The organism is Streptomyces sp. NPDC059452, assembly GCF_042750035.1.
Lineage (GTDB): Bacteria > Actinomycetota > Actinomycetes > Streptomycetales > Streptomycetaceae > Streptomyces.
Map to the genome: position 1 here is coordinate 165,020 of NZ_JBHYVE010000018.1, position 18,150 is coordinate 183,169.

Genomic DNA, 18,150 nt, shown 5'->3' on the forward strand with positions numbered 1-18,150 from the left:
TGCTCGCCGACGACGACAGCCCGGCCTCGCTCCGCTCGTACGCGTACGGGCTGCTGGCGTGGTTCCGGTTCCTGTGGGCCCTCGACGTGCCGTGGGACCGGGCTGGCCGGGCAGAGGCCCGAGACTTCGCACTGTGGCTGAAGATGGTCAAAAAGCCGCCGCGGCCCCGGCGCCCGGGTCGGTCAATCCGGTGACCGGCAAGCGGTACGCGGGCGAGAACTACGCGGCACGCACCCGGAGGCACGCGCGGGCAGTCGTCCGCAGCTTCTACGAGTACCACCGCGACATGCACGGCCGGCCGCTGCTCAACCCGTTTCCGAAGACCAAGCGCGCTGAAGACGAGCACCTCAACGCCCACCACAACCCGATGCACGCCTTCAAACGCCCTGCCCGCCGGGCCCCCTACCAGCCAAAGGAACCCCGGCGAACCCCGCGCGGCATCCCCGACCAGGCATTCAACGAACTGTTCGCGGCCCTGCCCTCGCACCGCGACCGCGCACTGGTCGCCTTCTACATCTCGGCCGGCCCGCGCGCCTCGGAACTCCTCGGCGTCAGCCGCGACCGTGTCAGCCCCGGTGACCAGACGATCGGCGTCATCCGCAAGGGCTCCCGGGCCCTGCAATGGATCCCCGCCTCCAGCGACGCGTTCGTATGGCTGCGGCTCTACCAGCAGCAGATCCGCCCGCAGGCCCTCGACGGGCCGGAGGAACCGCTGTGGTGGACCCTCCGGCGCCCGATCAGGCCGTTGACCTACGACGCGGCACGCATGGTGTTCACCCGGGCCAACGAGAACCTGGGAGCGAACTGGGCCCTGCATGACCTGCGGCACAGCGCGGCCAAACGCATGGTGCGCGACCCCAAGCTCTCGCTCACCGACGTCCAATGGGTCCTTGGCCATCTCCACATCAGCACCACGGAGCAGTACCTCGAACCCGCTGAAGACGAGGTCATCACGCACGTGCTGGCCCACCACGCCCGGCAGGCTGCGGAGCCCGTCAAACCGGTGATGCCCGCCCCGGGCTACCGTTCCGAGGTTCTCCAGACGCTGCTCGGCACGGCTGCCCTCGGTGGAGGCCCGGCATGACCACCGCCACCGTGACTGCCCGGCTCTCCGCCCCCGTCCGTCACGCTTCCTTGCCTCCCGGCCAGGAGGAACGCGAAGCGCCGGAGACTTGGTGGCAGACGGAGGAACCGCGCGAGCAGGTGCTGGAGCGCACACTCGCGCTGCCGTTCACCGCGGGCAGCGACGCCAACCTACGCACCCGGCAGCGCGGTCTGATCAAGCTGCTGGACTGGCTGGAGGATCAGCCCGGCCGCACCTGGCAGGAGCGCTGGGTGGCCAGCGGAGCCCTGGAAGCCGGCCGAGAGTGGACGCGGCTGCCGATGCAGTGGCTCGCCGAGCACCAGCGGGCACGCAAGTACGACCGCGCCGATCTGTGCTGCGGCATGATCCCTCTGCTGGGCGGACAAGTCGTACGCCCCGCCTACCGATGGCTGCTGCGGCAGCGCCCCTCGCAACTGCTGGCACACATCCGCAGCGTCACCGATCCCGACGGTTTCGCGGCGCTCAAGGACCAGTACACCGCCACAGGCCACGCGGGAGCCAACGACTGCAACAACGCTCTCAACCGCGTCACCTGGATCGTGGCCTCCAAGGGCGGCACCGTCCACGACGTCACCATCGGCGACTGCGTCGAGTTGCAGCACGCCATCGGCGAGCACCAGACCAACGGCTACCACGGCAAGCACCTCTTCTACGCGCTCCTCGCGGGCCTCGGCGTCTTCGGCCCCGACGCCCCGGCACGGCTGAAGACGGTGATGCTGCCGGGGCAGTTGACCCCGGCAGACCTGGTCCACCGGCAGGGCATCGCCTGCACCGCGATACGCGACCTCTTGGTCGACTACCTCACCGAGCGCGCGGTGGATGTCGACTACACCACGCTGGAGGACATGGCCCGCACCCTGGCGGGACTGTTCTGGCGCGACCTGGAGAAACACCACCCGGGCATCGACTCGCTGCGGCTGGACGCCGCCGCTGTCACCGCCTGGCGGGAGCGCGTCCGCATGGTCCGTGACCGGCACGGCACCCCCATCCGGCCGCGGGTCAACGCGCACACCGTTTTCAGCTGGGTCCGCACGTTCTACCAGGACCTCGCCCGCTGGGCCGCCGACGAACCGACGCGCTGGGGCCCGTGGGTCGCACCCTGCCCGGTCCGCGACAGCGACACCGACCACAGTAAGAACCGCGCCCGCCGCAAGGCGGCCATGGACCAGCGAACCCGCACCCTGCTTCCCGCACTCCCGGCCCTGGTCAAAGCCGTCGAGCGCCAGCTCAAGGACGCCCAGGCCTGTCTCGCCACCGGGCGGGAGACCCCGGCCGGAGCCCCGTTCACCACTCCGACGGGCGAGACCCTCCTCCGCCGCGCCGGGGTGTCCTCCCGCATCTACGCCGACGACCCCGCCACCGGCCAGCGCCGGGACCTGACCGTGGAAGAGGAACGCGCCTTCTGGGCCTGGGCCATCGTCGAAGTCCTTCGCCACACCGGCGTGCGTAACGAGGAAGCACTCGAACTCACCCACCACAGCTTCGTCGCCTACCAGCTGCCCACCACAGGCGAGATCGTGCCCATGCTCCAGGTCGCCCCGTCCAAGCTCGACCAAGAGCGGCTGCTGCTGGTCTCACCAGAGCTCGGCGAGGTGCTCACTGCGATCATTCATCGCGTCCGGCGCGGGCAGCAGGCCATGCCCTTGGTCTCCGCCTACGACAGTTTGGAACGGCTCTGGAGTGCACCGATGCCGTTCCTCTTCCAGCGCCGCTGCGGCCCGGAGGACCGGGCCATCCCGCGCAACTACATCTACACCTGCCTCAACGACGCCCTCGCCGCGAGCGGGCTGACCGGGCCCGGCAACGAGCAGCTGCAATACACGCCCCACGACTTCCGAAGAATCTTCGTGACCGATGCCCTCCGCTCCGGCCTGCCCCCGCACATCGCCGCCCGCATCTGCGGCCACCGGACGGTCGACACGACCCTCGGCTATGCCGCGATCTATCCCGAGGACGTCGTCAACCACCACCGATCTTTCATCGCCCGCCGCCGGGCGCTGCGACCCGGGGAGGAGTACCGCGAGCCCACCGCCCAGGAGTGGCAGGACTTCCTCGCCCACTTCGAGCTGCGGAAGGTCGCCCTCGGCGTCTGCGCACGCGACTTCGGCACCCCTTGCGTCCATGAACACGCCTGCATCCGCTGCCCTGTCCTGCGGCCCGATCCCGACCAGATGCCCCGCCTGGAGGAGATCCACGCGAACCTGCTCGACCGGCTCCAGGAGGCAAAGGAACAGGGATGGCTCGGCGAGGTCGCCGCGATCGAGGCCAGCCTCGCCGCTGCGGAGCAGAAGCTCGCCGCCATGCGCGACCTCGCGGCCCGGCACACAACCGTCCACCTGGGCATGCCCGATCTCCGCGGCGTCGTCGCGCGCATCGACTCCGAACAGCGAAACGAAGATGCGAAGCCGCAGCCCTGAGCACTACAACGAGGGGATGACCATCTTCCTCTGTTCCAAGTGTGGCACCGCGATCACGCCGGAGCTCTCCGAGCTTGCCGCCGTCCCTGGCGTCTCAGACGACGAGCGCGACCGGGACAAGGAGACGCGCCGGGCGCCTTCCACCGTTCCGCAGGGCCACTACGCGATCGATCCCGAGCCCTGGGGACCTCCCTACGTGGTGCAGAACGATCAGGAGGACCCGAAGCCAGCTCAGTCGCGCGGACCTGTGGTCTGCCGCGAAGAAGGCTTCGTCATCTCGGCCGGCAGCCGACACACAGTGCTGGTGCACCCTGATGACGCCGCCGGTCTTCAGCCACTGCCCAACTGGGAGAACAGCAGTGGGTGCTGCGGACCGACAGGCGACGAGGGACTCAACCGAGCCTGCCCCTGCGGCGCTCCGGTCGCGACCCTCGCGGCCGACTGTTTCGGGCCCTTCGAACTGCATCTCGACCCTGTCCGGACCTACCCGTTTCCCCAGTAGTGTCGGCGTACGACCTAAGCTCCCCAGACGCGTATGGATGAACGTCCCCAGCTATGTCGCGGGCAGGAGCACGGCTGAGGATCCTGGTTGAGATCGTCAAGCTGGCCGGAGACACTCGCACGATGAGTCACAGTGCATTGGCCGGATCGGTCGAACGAGGTTGGGACGGGCCCTGGTACCGGGTCCGGACGGCCGACTTCGAGGCATCGTTCCTGTCCAGCTCACGCGAGGACTTGGACTTGGTGTGCAACGTCGACGTCTTCGTGGACCTCACGGACGGCTCCCGGTGGAGCGCAACCGTCTTCACGGTCGCAGAGGTCGAACGCTTGATGCAGACCTGGGCAGGAACCGACGAGGCTCTCGGCGGCCGTTACTTCTGGGTCTCGGACGGCCTGATCGTCCGGGATCCCGGCATCGACAACATGACCCAAGTAATCGCCGGACTGATCGAGAACGACGAGTTCTCTGAGGTTTTCCAGCGACTCGAAGACGACTGATCGTGCCCCCGGCCGCCGAGCCGACGTGGCCTCAACGAACCGCCCGATCCTGTCATCGCACGACGTGAATCTCGGGAAGTGTCCGGCGCCAATCACCCTGCAAGCTGACCAGCAGGTCGCGCGCGAGGGTCCGAACCTGACGCCACCCTGCGTCGGTGGCCAGCGCTTCCCTTGACCAACGCTCGGCGTTCTCTCTGCCGCTCATCTCCTCGAGCACCGCGTCAATCAGCTGCAGCTTGCCCAAGGCTTCCGTATCCAGGAATTCTTCCTGCTGGAGGTCGGCCATCAGGCGAAAGGCGTCATCGAATTCCAGGGCCAGCTCGTCGGTCACGACCTTGTGCTTGTCGATCCAGGCGAGCTGATCGGCCGAGTCCGCACCAAGTACGGCAAGCGCTTCGATCATGCGCTTCCAGCGGAAAGAAGCCCTCGGAGTCCCCACCCGCACATCCTCGCACGATCACTATCCGAGCCACCGAACTGGGGGCGTTTATCCGTACCAAGCTGGGGCCTTGCACTCGTATGTCGACAAGTAGGACCGCAATGCGCGCGCGGACGACATCCACGACACGCCCGACGGAACCTGTCCACCCAACTTCTTCACGACTACTTTCTGTGGTGAACGACGGCTCGCAAGCGGACCTGCGGCCGAGCTGGGCTAGTTCGGATAAGACCAGATCGGCGCTCTCGGCCTCGTCCTCAACGCCCTGGTCCTCTTCAACACCCGCTACATGGACGCCGCCGTCACCCAGCTCCGCGCCGACGGCTTTGACGTTCGGGACGAGGACGTCGCCCGCCTCTCCCCGTTCGTGCGGCACCACGTCACCATGCTGGGCCGGTACTCCTTCCAGCTCCCCGACCTGCCCGGCGACCTGCGGCCCCTGCGGGACAAGAACGCTGCCTCCGACGAGGAGTAGGTGCCGACGCGGGGCGATCGGGCGGAAAGCCGGACCGGGCCGTACGCGGTGACTCCGATCCATGGATTGGGAGTCCGACCGGCTACCTTTGCGAGCAGCCCTGCCTCCTGTGACACCGGGCGTCAGCCACCTCGCGTACGGTCTGCGCATGGCTACTCAGAAACTCCCCGGGCAATCGATACGTGACTTCGCGACTTGGCAGCCCGTGCTGAGGCTCTTGCGGGCCGCCAAGGCGGACAAGGCCGGTGCCGAGCCCATGCGCGTGGCGGGTCGCATCGGGCGAAGCGGTTGGAGTCTGGCCCTCCCGCACCCGGTGCCACCGCCCGGTCGAGCCCTTCAGACCGAGGACATACAGGACGAGCTCGATGCGGTGGAGCGGGTGCAGACCGCGATGACGGAGGCTGGTGTCGACGACGTCTCGTTCTCGGCGAAGATCGAACCGACCGGGACGACCGTGCTTCGTCTGCTCGGCCCCAGCCCGGCGGTCGAACCCGGGATCGGAAACCCTCATCCCGGCGCACTCATTCTGATCGAAGACTCCCTTCCCGAACCCTGGCGCCGCCTCCCCGATCCGACGCACGAAGCGAGGCCGGCCTCCTCAGCGGACCCGGAGTTGCTGGAGCGGACGCTGTGGGAACGGCTACCCGACGCCATCGGCGCGACGGAGGGGGAGATCGCCGCCGCCGAAGCACGCCTGGGCGTCTGCCTGCCCGAGGAACTCAAGGTGCTCTACCGGGTGACCCGGGCGCGCTGGGAAGACTGGGGCGACGACTACGAGACGGCGGACGGTGTCTTCGAAGCGGTCCGCTGCGAACTTTCCTCCGTGGACGACCTGTACATCGCCGAAGCCTCGACCCGCCACTGCCGCTGGGAGCACGCTGCCATGGAGGCGGTCGTCACGCGCCCCGACGCCGCGGTACAGGGCGTCGTCGGGTCACCCGGGTGGATCGTATTCGGCGAGAACGGCGGAGGAGACCAGCTGGCGGTCGACCTGACGCCCGGCCCCCGCGGACACACCGGGCAGATCATCCTGCTCAGCCACGAGGAGAGCGTCGGCGCCGAGTTGCTGGCCGACTCGCTCACCGACTGGGTTCTGGACCGGGAGACGCACGAGCACCGGCACCGCAGCGAGGAGCCACCCCTCGTGGCCCACGTCAACCACGCGAGCATCAAGAGTGTCCGGGAAGCCGCCCACCCCGGCCTGGAAGTCCTCTCGATTGGGGTGTGGGACGGCGCGCCGTTCAGCCTCTCCCCGGTCATCGGGCTGCCCCGCCTGCGCACCCTCGCCGCGTACGCCGGTACGCTCGCCGACCCACTGGAGATCGCCGAGCTCGCCAGCCTGGAATTCCTGGAACTAGGCCCGCAGGATTGGCGTGTCCTTCTGGATTCCAGCGCCGTCCCCCGGAGCCTGTCGGCTGCGTCCATCAAGGCGTACGGCGACCACGACCCCCTGCCCATCGTGGCCATCGCCAACGAAATTCTGGCTCTCTGGGACCGGCCCCAGATCATCCAGACTGTCCTGGAAGGAAACCTCGGACCCCTTCCATAGGCCGCAAACCCAAGCTTTTCACTCCTCTAGCTGAGGCGGTCGAGGACGTCCTTCACGCCGAGACGGCCGACGGCGGGATCACGCGCCTGCGCTGGTACTACTTCTGCCCCGACGTCCTCACCGCGGTCGGCGACCGGCTGGCCGTGCCCGTCCGAACCCACGGGCACGTCGTGTAGCACCCGCAGGCCAGTCGTCGCCCCGGCCAACCGCTGCGCACTCAGCGGCGGCTGTCGCCCGGGGCGAGCAGGCTGGTGAGCTCGGCGATCGCGTCCGGGGACGGCTTGAAGTAGCGCCGGACGTTCTCCGGCTTCTTGTGCCGAGACTTCGCCATCAGCATCAGCAGCGATGCGCCCTGCTCGCCGAGGTGAGTCAGGGAGGAGTGGCGGTACTCGTGCAGATCCCAGCCCGTCCCGGGTCCGCGTACAGCGGTGTGCTCGTCCAGCAGGGCGCGGGCCTGCCCGTACGAGAGACGGGCGAACCCGGTGTCCGGGCAGACGTCGCGCGGGCTGACGACCTTGCCGGGACCAGGGCGGCGGTGGGTGACGAACACCGGTCCGCGGGTGCGGCCCTTCAGCAGGCGGGACAGGAGCCGGGCGGTGCCGGCGTCCCAGTACACGGTCTCCAGCACGTAGTCCTCACGAGCCTGCCCGCGGCGGCGGGCCTTGGTCCGGGCGCCCTTCGCCTTGACCGGGCAGCGGCGCCCGGCGAAGTCCAGGTCCTCGATGTTCACGCCGAGGATCTCCTCCGCCCGGCCCGAGGTCTCGTAGAGCATCCGCCACAGGGTCTTCTCCCGGAGGTGCACCTCGCGCCGGGCGATCAGCCGGTCGACGGCCATCTTCGAGCGGGCCGGGGTCTCGGAGTCCGGCACCGCCAGCCGCTTCGTCCAGGCCGGGACCTTCGGGCCCTCGTACCCGCGCTCGGAGCACCAGCCCGTCCAGGACAGCACGGCGCCGCGGCGAGCATTCCACGTGTTCACCGCCGAGCGGCCCCACAGCAGCTCCAGCGCCTCACCGATCTCGGCGTCCCCTACCGACGCGAACGGTCGGCCCTCGCCGAGGCGCTCGGCGGTCTTCCCGACGGCGATGCCGTAGTTCCGAACGGTGTTCGAGTTGCCGAGCGATTCGAGGAACAGGTCGGCCGCCGTCCGGACGGTCACCGCCTTCCCTGTCGGCAACTGAACGAGCGTGGGCACCGTTTTCCCCTTGCCGCAGATAACAGGGCCGCTTCACGCGGCCGCCGGAGAACTTCACCGCAGGTGACAGATCAAGCTACCGCAGATATTGGGGTGTTATCTGTGCAACGACTTCAGACCGGCCCCACCGCCAGCGACCCATCGGCCGCCCACCAGGGCCGACGAAGGCTTAGCGCACAATCTGACACCGATGTTCCTCAGACCCCGATTCACCCGAGAGCAGGGCCCAGTACCGGTCGCCGAAGGACCAGTGCCACCACTCCGTCGGGTAGTTCACCAGTCCGGCGGCGGTGAGCGCGGCGCCCAGCACCCTTCGGTTGGCGCGGGCCTCCGCACCGATGCCGGGGCGTCGGTGTAGCAGGCGCCCTCGCTCTCCTCCGGGTCCGCGTTCATCCGGGTGCCCAGGTCCAGCTCACGCCCCTGGGCGTCGGCCAGGGTGAGGTCCACGGCCGCGCCCGCGCTGTGCGGGGCGATGGCGGGCGGGGACACATAGCGGCTCGCCGCCGAGTGGATCCGTTCGGCGGGCCAGTCGGGGTGCCGGGCGCGCAGCCCGCCTGCGTACTCCTCGAAGTACCGGCGCTGGAGGGAGGGCTGCCGGTACCCCTCGACGAAGAGCAGCCGCAGCCCCTGCGGGAGGGTGGCCTGGGCCGTGAGCAGCCGGTCCAGCACCCCCTCCCGCAGGTACGCGAAGGTGTCCGCGGGGTCCTGTTTCCGTGTGTCGACGAGCAGCGAGCCGGTGCGGCGGACGTCCACGAGGCGTTCACCGCATTCCACGACGGGTATCGCGGCGACCTCGGGGTCCGACATCAAGACGATCTTGTTCATGGCGTGATCATCTCGCAGACCCGACCGGGTCGGCCCCGTCCGCCATCACCGCTTCGGGTTCCGGCACGCCCCCGCCGTCCCCGCCGTCCTCGTCGTGCGGGGTCGTGGCGTCGGCCACGGCCTGGAGCCGCCGCTTCTCGGTCCGGTACACCAGATGGGCGCCGCGGAACCCGGCGAGGCCGATCACGATCATGATGGCGGCCACCGGCCACTGCCAGGGGTCCGGCACATGGAGCGCGAGGAACCAGACCTTGTCCGGCGCCCCGTCGAGCTTGATGGCCAGCGGCACCAGGCCCTGGGGGAACAGCCCGACGATGCCGACGGCCAGAAAGGTCCACAGGAGGGTCAGACGGCTGCCCGACAGCGTCTCGAACGGGGAGGTGCCCGTGGCCCCGTCCGGCTCGTCGGGGGCGGCGGCCGGTGCGCCGGACCGCATCAGGTGCAGCAGGTCGGGGCCCCTGTCCCGCAGCTCCCGCGCCGCGAGCGACCCGAAGGTCACATGGCAGAGCAGGCCGGTGAGCAGGCCGGCCGGGACGCTCGCCCACAGCAGGGCGGGCAGGTCCAGGGCGTGGCCCGCCCAGGCGACCCCGAGTGCGGGGCACATCGCGAGGGCGACCAGGAAGAACATCAGGAACGACTGCCCGGTGACGTCCCCGTGGTCCATCGGCGCGTTCTTGCTCCGGTGCGGGTCCGGGCCGGGGACCAGGGCGACGACGGAGACCCAGATCAGCAGACCGGAGCCGCCGCCGAGCGCGGCGAAGGTGGCGGCCAGCGCCCACGGCACCAGTGAGGCGTCACCGTGCAGCAGAAGGCCGAGAAGCGTCAGCACCAGCGTCAGCGGGCCGAAGACGGTCAGCCAGCCGAGCTGGCGGGCCCGGACGTCAGCCTTCTCCTTGCCCGGCACCGTCAGGGTCAGCCAGAGCGCCGTGCCGTCCTGTCCGTAGAGGTTGGCGCAGGTCGCGGCGGCCATCAGCGCGCCCAGCGCACCGGCGAAGGGGAACCCGGCGGTGAAGCCGAAGACCAGCGGGAACAGCACGGTGATGACCGAGAAGGCCGGGCCCATCACGATGCCCTGGGTGCGCACCGGGTCGCGCCACCAGGTGCGCAGCTCCTTGAGGTAGAACGCCCCCTGGTCGCCGCGGAAGAGCGGGCCCCGCCGGGCGGCCCGCCGCGCGGAGGAGCCCCGGATCACCGGGCGGGCGAGCCGCTGCGGTCCGAGCAGGGCGCACCAGGCGAGGAAGAGCGCGGCCACCACCACGGCCTGGGCCACCAGCGGTCCCACGGCCCACACCCAGTCGCCGCGGGCGGCCGCCTCGACGGCGAGCAGACCCCAGCTGGACGGCAGCGCCCGCACCACCATGGAGAAGGCGGCCGGGAATCCGTACTCCAGCAGCAGGGGGATCCCGATGAGCAGGATCCAGGAGAAGGAGCACAGCGACACCATCGCCGCCGTGACGGTCGCGGTGACGGCCCCGCCGACGCGGGACCTGGCCAGGCTGCGGAACAGCAGCGTGACCACGCGGGACAGCAGCACCACCAGCAGCAGGAGCAGCACCACCGCGGGCACCGACACCACGACGGCCACCGGGTCCAGCCGGGCGGCGAAGACGATCAGCGCCCCGAAGGCCGTCAGGGTGATGGCGGTGGTGGCGGCGACCAGGGCGGCGGCGAGCAGCCCCGTGGCCAGGGTGCGGCGCGGGATCGGCTGGCGGTGGAAGTGCTCCCCGTTGAGCGGGGGTTCGCCCGCGAAGATCGGGCCGACCATCCAGCCCAGCGCCCACAGCGCGAACGTCACCGCGAGCAGGTCCATCAGCAGCCGGGGCTGGGAGAAGTCGAGGAAGGCCGGCACGAGGGTGGTGACGGCGAGGCAGATGCCGACGGTCCGGCCGAGGCCACTGAGCGCCGTCCCGGCTTCGGTCGTGCGGTGGCGCAGCACGGCCAGCTTCATCCGGATCAGGACGCCAACCACGACAGTCCCTCCCCGCCGCCGATCTCGACGCCGACCAGGTCGACGAAGGTGTCCTCCAGCGACCGGCCGCCGCGGACCTCGTCCAGGGGGCCTTCCGCGACGACCCGGCCGCGGGCCATCACGCCGACGGTGTCGCACAGCTCTTCCACGAGGGCCATGACATGGCTGGAGATCAGCACCGAGCCGCCGCGCTCCACGAACCTCTTGAGGATCCTCTTGATGGTGGCGGCGGAGACCGGGTCGACGGCCTCGAAGGGCTCGTCGAGCACCAGCATCCTGGGGGCGTGCAGCAGAGCGGTGGCCAGGCCGACCTTCTTGCGCATACCGGTGGAGTAGTCGACGACCAGGGTGCGTTCGGCGGAGCCGTCGAGTTCCATGACGGCGAGCAGTTCGTCGGCCCGCCGGTCGGCCTCCTCGGCGTCGAGCCCGTGCAACTGGCCGAGGTAGGTCAGCAGTTCGCGGCCGGTGAGCCGCTCCGGCATGGCCAGTCCGTCGGGCAGGACACCCAGCAGGCGGCGGGCCCGCAGCGGCTCCTCCCATACGTCGGTCCCGTGGACCAGGGCCCTGCCCTCGTCCGGTCTGAGCAGGCCGACGGCCATGGACAGCGTGGTGGTCTTGCCCGCCCCGTTCGGTCCGACCAGGCCGTAGAAGGAGCCCGGTGCCACCGTCAACTCCACGTGGTCGGCGGCCTTGTGGTCGCCGAACGTCTTGTGCAGACCCACGAGCCGGAAGGCCGCCACCTCCCCTTCGGACGCCTGCCCGGCCATCGCTCTTTCCCCGGACCGCTCTGCTCCGTCGTGCACGGCATTCCTCTTCCATGGACGTACGCCGGCCGCTCCCCGCCGCCGACACCGGCCACGTCAGCCTACGGCGGGCCCTCCACGCGCCTCATCCCGCCTGCTGGTGCCGTGTCCGGGACGCGTTCCAGGACCACCACCGGGATGGTCCGGCGGGTCCGTTCCTCGTACCTGAGGTAGACCGGTGCCAGCTCGGTCATCAGCCGCCACAGCCGCTCGCGTTCCTCGCCCTGCGCGGTATGGGCCCGTACGGCGAAGTGTTCCCCGCGGACCTGGACATGGGCCCCGGGGGTGGCAACCAGGTTGAGGTACCAGAGGGGGTGGGTATGGGTGATGGCCGATCCGGAGGCCACCAGCACGTACCGGTCGCCGTCCACGCCGTAGAAGAGCCCCGTCCGGTACCGCTTGCCGCTCTTCCGGCCCCGGTAGGTGAGGACAAGGTTGGGCGAGCCTCCTTCCAGGTGCCCGCTCGCGCCGTCCGTCGCGAGGTACCGGCGCACGTGCTCGGCGACCGACGGGTCCGGGCTGTCGAACACCTCGCCCGTGTCCGTACCCACGTCAGTGCCCATGCCCATGCCCGTGTCCGTTTCCGTGTCCGTTTCCGGGCCCGTGTCCGTGCCCGTGCCCACGTCAGTGCCCGTGTGCGTGTCCGTACCCACGTCAGCGCCCCAGTCCCTGCGCGAAGCCGCCGTCGACCGCCAGCTCGACGTTGGTGGTGAACGTCGCCCCCTCGGCGAGGAAGAGCGCTGCCACGGCGACCTCCTCGACGGTGCCGTTGCGGCGCAGCGGCGTCGCCCGGTCGCCCTCGCGCCGGAACTCCTCGCGCTCTTCCTCGGTCAGGCCGGGCACGCCCATGGTCGGCGTGTCGATGTAGCCGGGGGCCACGCTGTTGACGCGGATCCCCCTGGGCAGCAGCTCCGCCGCGAGCACATGCGCGAAGGCGCGCATCGCCTCCTTCGACGCCGAGTACGCGCTCAGCCCCGGGAAGACCACGTCGTTGGCCACGGTGGTGAAGACCACCGAGCCGCCGTCGTTGAGCAGGGGCGCGAGCCGCTGCACGGTGAAGAACGTGCCCTTGGCGTTCACCGCGAAGTGCCGGTCCCACGCCTCCTCGGTCACCTCCGCGAGCTCGGCGAACTGCGCGATGCCGTGGTTGACGAAGAGGTGGTCGACCCGCCCGAGCCGCTCGCCGACCACGTCTCCGAGCTCGGCGATGTCGGCCATGCTGGCGGCGTCGGACCGTACGACGTGTGCGGCCTCGCCCTTGAGCGCGGTGCGCGCCTCTTCGAGGGTGCGCTCGTTGCGTCCCGTCAGGATCACCTCGGCACCGCGTGCGAGCAGTTCGCGCACGATCGCGAGTCCGATGCCGTGGGTGCCGCCGGTGACAACAGCCTTCTTCATGATCTGCTCCCGTCCTTCCCTCCCGCCGGTCCGTGCCGGTGGTCGGGGAAGCTCCGTTGTTGGTGAGGGAAGGATGGCCGGGGGCGCTGTCGATCTTCTGTCGGTTCTCTTGCGGTTATCGTGTGCGCATGCGATTCGGTGTGCTGGGGCCGCTCGCCGTGTGGTCGCCGAGCGGTGAACCCGTCGCGGTGCCCGAGGCGCGGGTACGGAAGCTGCTGGCATGTCTGCTCGTCACGCCGGGGCGCGTGGTCTCCACCGATCGGCTGGTGGACGAGCTGTGGGGCAACGGCACCCCGGCCCGCCCCAGTGGCGCCCTGCAGACCCTCGTCTCGCGCCTGCGCCGCGCCGTCGGGGCAGAACTGGTGGCGCGCCGCCCGCCGGGCTATCTGCTGGACGTGCCGCCCGACGCGGTCGACAGCGTCCGGTTCGCCGAACTCGCCTTACGGGCGGGGCGGTCCACCGGCCCGGACGACGCCGCGGCGCTGTTCGCCGAGGCCCTCGGGCTGTGGCGCGGCGCCGCGTTCGCCGGATTCGCCGACGAACCCTTCGCGCTCACGGCCGCCGCGGCTCTGGAAGAGCATCGCCTCGTGGCGTGGGAGAACTACGCCGAGGCGCGGCTGCGGCAGGGCGACCACGCGGCGCTCGCGGCCGAGCTGGGCGCGTTCGTCGCACAACACCCCCTGCGCGAACGGCTGCGCGCCGCCCACCTGAGCGCGCTGCACGGGGCGGGCCGTACCGTCGAGGCGCTCGACGGCTACCAGGGGCTGCGCCGCCTCCTCCGCGACGAGCTGGGGCTCGAACCGGGTCCGGAACTCGCGGCACTGCATCGGCGTATCCTGCGCGGAGAACCCCCCGAGCGGTTCCAACCGTACGAGCCGTCCGCGTCCTCCGCGCCTTCCGAGCCGTCCGCGTCCTCCACGCCGTCCGCGCCTTCCGCGCCTTCCGAGCCGTCCACATCCTCCCGGCCCTCGGGCGAGCCCTCGGACGGGCCCTCGGAAGCGCCGCCGCAGCCTCCCGATCAGCCCGCCGAGGCCCCGTACACCGGGCTGCCCCTCCCGGTCACCGAACTCATCGGCCGGGACGACGCCGTCGCCGAGGTGCGTGAACTGCTCGGCGCGCGGTGCCTGGTGACCCTCACCGGGCCGGGCGGCGTGGGCAAGACCAGGCTCGCGCTGGAGGTGGCACGCGGGTGGAAGGGGGCGCGGTTCGTCGAACTCGCCGGTCTGCCCCGGCAGACGACCGTGGACGGTCTGGCGGACGCCGTCGCCGCCGCGCTCGGCATCCGTGACGGCTCCCGCCCGTGTCCTCCCGTCCAGCGGCTCACCGACGCGCTGCGGGGCGCGGAGCGGCTGCTCGTGCTGGACAACTGCGAGCACGTCGTCGAAGCCGCCGCCTCCCTCGTCTCCCTCATCCGGCGCGCTCCTGGCGTGGACATCCACGTACTGGCCACGAGCCGCGAACCGCTGCGCGTCACGGGCGAGTACCTGTGGGAGGTGGAGCCGCTCGACGTCCCGGAACCGGGTGCCGCGCCCGCGGACATGCTGCGGTCCGGGGCCGTACGGCTCTTCGCCGCGCGGGCCGTCGCCGCCGTACCCGGGTTCACGGTGTCGGCCGACGACGTGGAGGCGGTCGCCCTGATCTGCCGCCGCGTCGACGGGATCCCGCTCGCCATCGAACTGGCCTCCGCCCGGCTGCGGGTGCTGGACACCACCGCGCTCGCCGACCGTCTCGACGACCGGTTCGCCGTCCTCACCGGCGGCCCGCGCGACGCGCCGCCGCGCCAGCGGACCCTGGGCGCTGTCCTCGACTGGAGCTGGGAGCTGCTGACCGCGGCCGAACGGACGGTCCTGCGCCGTCTCACGGTCTTCGCCGACGGCTGCACGCTCGCCGCGGCGGAGGCCGTGTGCTCCGGCACAGGTGTGCGGCGCTCGGAGGTCCTCGATCTGCTGGCACGCCTGGTCGACCGTTCCCTCGTCACCGTCTCCCGAACGGCCGACGGGCCGCGCTACGGGCTCCTGGAGTCGGTTTCCGCCTACGGGGCACGGCAGTCGGACGACCGGGAACGCGACCGCGCCCGGCGTTCGCACACCGCGTACTGCGTCGAGTTCGCGGAGGAGGCGGCCGGGCAGCTGCGCGGCCCGGACCAGCGGCGCTGGCTGCGGCGGCTCGACGCCGAGACCGGCAATCTGCGCCGGGCGCTGACGGACGAGAGCGCGGCGCCGCGGCTGGTGAGGGCGCTGACCTGGTACTGGTTCCTGCGCGGCCGTCTCACCGAGGCACGCCGGGCGACGGCGGACAGCGGCGACGCGGTGGCCGCGGCCTGGCACGCCGGGTTCCGCCTGCTGACCGGCGAGGCCGTGGACAGCCAGGAGCTGCCGCGCCTGTACGCCGCCGTCACCGACCCGGACGAGCGCGCGCGGGCCGGATGGTTCCTCGGCCACGCGGCGACCAGGTTCGGCGACCTGCCGGTGGGCGAGATGCTGATCGGGACCGCACTCGACGAGTTCCAGCGGCTCGGCGACGACTGGGGCGTCGCGGCCGCCGCGAGCATGCGCGCCCTCCAGCACCTGGTCCGCGGCCGTCTGGACGCGGCAGCGGCGGACGCCGAACGGAGCCTCGCGCTGTTCGGGAGGACCGGGGACCGGTGGGGCCGCGTCCAGACGTACGCGGTGCTGGGCAGGCTCGCCGAGATCGCGGGCGACTACGGCACCGCCGCGCTCCGGCAGCGCGAAGGCGTCGCGCTCGCGGAGGAGCTGGCGCTGTGGCCGGAGGTGTCGATGCGATGGTCCGAACTGGGCCGTCTCGCCCTGCTGGAGGGCGACCACGACCGCGCGGACGCCCTCCACGAGCGCGGACGCGCCGTGGCCGTCGCGCACGGCGATCCGGCGGGCCAGGAGTTCGCCGATGTGGGCCTCGCCCTCAGCGCACGGCGACGCGGCGACCCCGCCCGGGCCGAGGAGCTGCTCCTGCCGTGGCTGGAGTGGAACCGCCGTTTCGCGGCTGACAACGGCACCGCGCTGATCCTCGCGGAACTCGGCTTCGCAGCCGAGCAGCGCGGTGACCCGCACAGCGCGCTCGACCTGCACGCCCAGGGACTCGCCGCGGCACGGCGCACCGGTGACCCCAGGGCGGTGGCGCTCGCGCTGGAAGGGCTGGCCGGAGCCCGGCTGCTGGCGGGGAGGCCCCGGCGCGCGAGGACCACGCTGGGCGCGGCGACGCGGCTGCGCGCCTCCGTCGGAGCGCCCCTGCCACCCGGGGAACGCGGCGACGTCGACCGCGTCGAGGCCGCACTGCGCGACGCCCCGACGACGACGCCCGAGGGCCGCTGACCGCTGACCGCCCCGAGCCCACCCCGTGCTGTGACCGGGAACGTTCGCCGGGGTCGGCTCGTCGCGGGCTCTCAGCGCCGCACCCTCGGCATCCCCAGCCCGATCCAGGAGATGATCTCGCGCTGGATCTCGTTGTTGCCGCCGCCGAAGGTGAAGATGACCGCGGACCGGTAGCCGCGTTCGAGTTCGCCGTGGAGGACCGCGCCCGCGGAGCCCTCCTTCAGGGGGCCCGCCGAGCCGACGATCTCCATCAGCCAGGCGTAGGCGTCGCGGCGGGCCTCGGAACCGTAGACCTTGACCGCCGAGGCGTCCTGCGGGGTAAGGGTCGCGTCGTGGAGGGCGGAGACCATCTGCCAGTTGAGCAGCTTCATGGCGTCCAGGCGGGTGTGGGTGCGGGCGAGGCGGGTGCGGACCCAGCCGAGGTCGATGACGCGGCGGCCGTCAGTGAGCTTCGTTTCGGCGGCCCAGCGCTGGACGTTGTGCAGGGCGCGGACGGCCATCGTGCCGTGGGCGGCGAGGGTGACGCGTTCGTGGTTGAGCTGGTTGGTGATGAGCCGCCAGCCCTTGTTCTCCTCGCCGACGCGGTGGGAGACGGGGACGCGGACGTTCTCGTAGTAGCTGGCCGTGGTGTCGTGCGAGGCGAGCGTGTTGATCAGGGTGCAGGAGTAGCCGGGGTCGCTCGTGGGGACCAGGAGCATGGTGATGCCCTTGTGCGGCGGGGCCCCGGGGTCGGTGCGCACGGCGAGCCAGACCCAGTCGGCGGTGTCGCCGTTGGTGGTCCAGATCTTCTGGCCGTTCACGATGTACGTGTCCCCGTCGCGGACCGCGCGGGTCCTGAGGGCGGCCAGGTCGGTGCCGGCGTCCGGTTCGCTGTAGCCGATCGCGAAGTCGATCTCCCCGGCGAGGATCTTCGGCAGGAAGTGGCTCTTCTGCTCCTCGGTGCCGAACTGCATGATCGTGGGCCCGACGGTGTTCAGGGCCATCAGCGGCAGCGGTACGCCCGCCTGGGCCGCCTCGTCGAAGAAGATGAACTGTTCCATCGGGGTGAGCCCCCGGCCGCCGTACTCCTTCGGCCAGCCCACCCCCAGCCAGCCGTCGGCGCCGAGCCGGCGGATCGTCTCGCGGTAGAAGCGCTTCTGGGCGGCGGGTTCCGCGTAACGGGCGTAGGCGTTGTCGGGGACCAGGCCGGCGAAGTAGTGGCGCAGTTCGGTACGCAACCGCTGCTGTTCAGGCGTGTATTCGAGGTGCACGGCCCCTCCGGAGTCTCGCGTCGGCGTCGCCCGTGTGCGGCGGCGCACACAGTAGAACGTGTTGCAAGAATCCGGAAGGGCCGGGGACGCGGCTCCTCGGGGTCAGCGCTTGACGGCGCGCAGGACCACGAACTTCGGGTCGCCCGCCACCGTGGTGCAGTTGCCGAAGATCCGGCGCAGGTGGGTGTGGTACGAGAGGTGCCGGTTGCCCACGACCCAGAGTTCGCCGCCCTGCCGCAGCGCGGTGCGCGCGCTGACGAACATCGTGCGGGCGGTGGCGTCGGTGGTCGCCATGTGGGAGTGGAACGGCGGGTTGTTGAGCACGAGGTCGACCGAGCCGGCCGGGACGGCCTCGGTGTCGAGGGCGTCGGCGGTGAGGAACCGGGCGGGCGCGTCCGGGCCG

At 71.1% G+C, this 18,150-nt stretch carries 14 protein-coding genes and 2 pseudogenes; 7 read left to right on the forward strand and 9 right to left on the reverse strand.

What is annotated here, in order from left to right; genetic code table 11:
* The first annotated feature begins 133 nt into the window (after positions 1 to 133).
* The 4 genes from ACFW9Z_RS23610 (at position 134) to ACFW9Z_RS23625 (ending at position 4,521) form a co-directional block, all read left to right on the forward strand.
* Positions 134 to 1,084 (forward strand): tyrosine-type recombinase/integrase, encoded by a 951-nt coding sequence (locus tag ACFW9Z_RS23610; RefSeq protein ID WP_384644104.1) that lies wholly within the window; start codon positions 134 to 136, stop codon positions 1,082 to 1,084.
* Complete coding sequence (locus ACFW9Z_RS23615; RefSeq protein ID WP_384644106.1) at positions 1,081 to 3,522, forward strand: tyrosine-type recombinase/integrase; 2,442 nt, start codon at positions 1,081 to 1,083, stop codon at positions 3,520 to 3,522. Before ACFW9Z_RS23610 ends, ACFW9Z_RS23615 begins: the two co-directional genes overlap by 4 nt.
* Before the next feature lie 16 nt (positions 3,523 to 3,538).
* Positions 3,539 to 4,024, forward strand: a complete 486-nt coding sequence (locus tag ACFW9Z_RS23620) for a hypothetical protein (RefSeq protein ID WP_384644108.1) — start codon at positions 3,539 to 3,541, stop codon at positions 4,022 to 4,024.
* Positions 4,025 to 4,146: 122 nt separating this feature from the next.
* Positions 4,147 to 4,521 carry a hypothetical protein gene (locus ACFW9Z_RS23625; protein WP_384644110.1) on the forward strand — a complete coding sequence of 125 codons (375 nt, stop codon included), beginning with the start codon at positions 4,147 to 4,149 and terminating at the stop codon, positions 4,519 to 4,521.
* 52 nt (positions 4,522 to 4,573) lie between these two features.
* On the opposite strand, the gene ACFW9Z_RS23630 is transcribed toward ACFW9Z_RS23625, so the two are convergent.
* Positions 4,574 to 4,924 (reverse strand): hypothetical protein, encoded by a 351-nt coding sequence (locus tag ACFW9Z_RS23630; RefSeq protein ID WP_384644112.1) that lies wholly within the window; start codon positions 4,922 to 4,924, stop codon positions 4,574 to 4,576.
* 265 nt (positions 4,925 to 5,189) lie between these two features.
* On the opposite strand from ACFW9Z_RS23630, the pseudogene ACFW9Z_RS23635 reads away from it, so the two are divergent.
* Positions 5,190 to 5,435 (forward strand): annotated as a pseudogene (locus ACFW9Z_RS23635) (Tn3 family transposase); the annotation flags it as partial.
* A 148-nt stretch (positions 5,436 to 5,583) separates the two neighbouring features.
* A complete protein-coding gene (locus ACFW9Z_RS23640; protein WP_384644114.1) occupies positions 5,584 to 6,984 on the forward strand; it encodes an SMI1/KNR4 family protein in 1,401 nt (466 codons plus the stop codon).
* A 217-nt stretch (positions 6,985 to 7,201) separates the two neighbouring features.
* On the opposite strand, the gene ACFW9Z_RS23645 is transcribed toward ACFW9Z_RS23640, so the two are convergent.
* The 6 genes and pseudogenes from ACFW9Z_RS23645 to ACFW9Z_RS23670 form a co-directional block, all read right to left on the reverse strand.
* Positions 7,202 to 8,176: a tyrosine-type recombinase/integrase gene (locus ACFW9Z_RS23645; RefSeq protein WP_384644116.1), complete on the reverse strand. Its 975-nt coding sequence runs from the start codon at positions 8,174 to 8,176 to the stop codon at positions 7,202 to 7,204.
* A 169-nt stretch (positions 8,177 to 8,345) separates the two neighbouring features.
* Positions 8,346 to 9,001, reverse strand: a pseudogene (locus ACFW9Z_RS23650) (M15 family metallopeptidase).
* A gap of 7 nt (positions 9,002 to 9,008) precedes the next feature.
* Positions 9,009 to 10,970, reverse strand: coding sequence for a hypothetical protein (locus tag ACFW9Z_RS23655; RefSeq protein WP_384644118.1), 1,962 nt, complete (start codon positions 10,968 to 10,970; stop codon positions 9,009 to 9,011).
* Positions 10,955 to 11,737: an ABC transporter ATP-binding protein gene (locus ACFW9Z_RS23660; protein WP_384644151.1), complete on the reverse strand. Its 783-nt coding sequence runs from the start codon at positions 11,735 to 11,737 to the stop codon at positions 10,955 to 10,957. The genes ACFW9Z_RS23655 and ACFW9Z_RS23660 overlap by 16 nt, the downstream gene beginning before the upstream one ends.
* A gap of 98 nt (positions 11,738 to 11,835) precedes the next feature.
* Positions 11,836 to 12,342 (reverse strand): nitroreductase/quinone reductase family protein, encoded by a 507-nt coding sequence (locus tag ACFW9Z_RS23665; protein WP_384644120.1) that lies wholly within the window; start codon positions 12,340 to 12,342, stop codon positions 11,836 to 11,838.
* Positions 12,343 to 12,427: 85 nt separating this feature from the next.
* Positions 12,428 to 13,168 (reverse strand): SDR family oxidoreductase, encoded by a 741-nt coding sequence (locus ACFW9Z_RS23670; RefSeq protein ID WP_384644122.1) that lies wholly within the window; start codon positions 13,166 to 13,168, stop codon positions 12,428 to 12,430.
* A gap of 128 nt (positions 13,169 to 13,296) precedes the next feature.
* Between ACFW9Z_RS23670 and ACFW9Z_RS23675 the strand changes: the two genes are divergently transcribed.
* Positions 13,297 to 16,497, forward strand: coding sequence for a BTAD domain-containing putative transcriptional regulator (locus ACFW9Z_RS23675; protein WP_384644124.1), 3,201 nt, complete (start codon positions 13,297 to 13,299; stop codon positions 16,495 to 16,497).
* A gap of 71 nt (positions 16,498 to 16,568) precedes the next feature.
* Here the strand turns inward: ACFW9Z_RS23675 and ACFW9Z_RS23680 are convergent, their stop codons facing one another.
* On the reverse strand, positions 16,569 to 17,747 hold the full coding sequence (locus ACFW9Z_RS23680; RefSeq protein ID WP_384644126.1) for an acyl-CoA dehydrogenase family protein: 1,179 nt from the start codon (positions 17,745 to 17,747) through the stop codon (positions 16,569 to 16,571).
* A gap of 102 nt (positions 17,748 to 17,849) precedes the next feature.
* Positions 17,850 to 18,150 (reverse strand): class I SAM-dependent methyltransferase (locus ACFW9Z_RS23685; protein WP_384644128.1); only part of this gene is annotated, 301 nt, incomplete at its 5' end.

Bases quoted from the DNA above. Each gene is read 5' to 3' on its own strand.
- ACFW9Z_RS23615 (WP_384644106.1), top strand. From the start codon at position 1,081: ATGACCACCGCCACCGTGACTGCCCGGCTCTCCGCCCCCGTCCGTCAC.
- ACFW9Z_RS23620 (WP_384644108.1), top strand. From the start codon at position 3,539: ATGACCATCTTCCTCTGTTCCAAGTGTGGCACCGCGATCACGCCGGAG.
- ACFW9Z_RS23625 (WP_384644110.1), top strand. From the start codon at position 4,147: ATGAGTCACAGTGCATTGGCCGGATCGGTCGAACGAGGTTGGGACGGG.
- ACFW9Z_RS23630 (WP_384644112.1), bottom strand. From the start codon at position 4,924: ATGATCGAAGCGCTTGCCGTACTTGGTGCGGACTCGGCCGATCAGCTC.
- ACFW9Z_RS23640 (WP_384644114.1), top strand. From the start codon at position 5,584: ATGGCTACTCAGAAACTCCCCGGGCAATCGATACGTGACTTCGCGACT.
- ACFW9Z_RS23660 (WP_384644151.1), bottom strand. From the start codon at position 11,737: ATGGCCGGGCAGGCGTCCGAAGGGGAGGTGGCGGCCTTCCGGCTCGTG.
- ACFW9Z_RS23665 (WP_384644120.1), bottom strand. From the start codon at position 12,342: ATGGGCATGGGCACTGACGTGGGTACGGACACGGGCGAGGTGTTCGAC.
- ACFW9Z_RS23670 (WP_384644122.1), bottom strand. From the start codon at position 13,168: ATGAAGAAGGCTGTTGTCACCGGCGGCACCCACGGCATCGGACTCGCG.
- ACFW9Z_RS23675 (WP_384644124.1), top strand. From the start codon at position 13,297: ATGCGATTCGGTGTGCTGGGGCCGCTCGCCGTGTGGTCGCCGAGCGGT.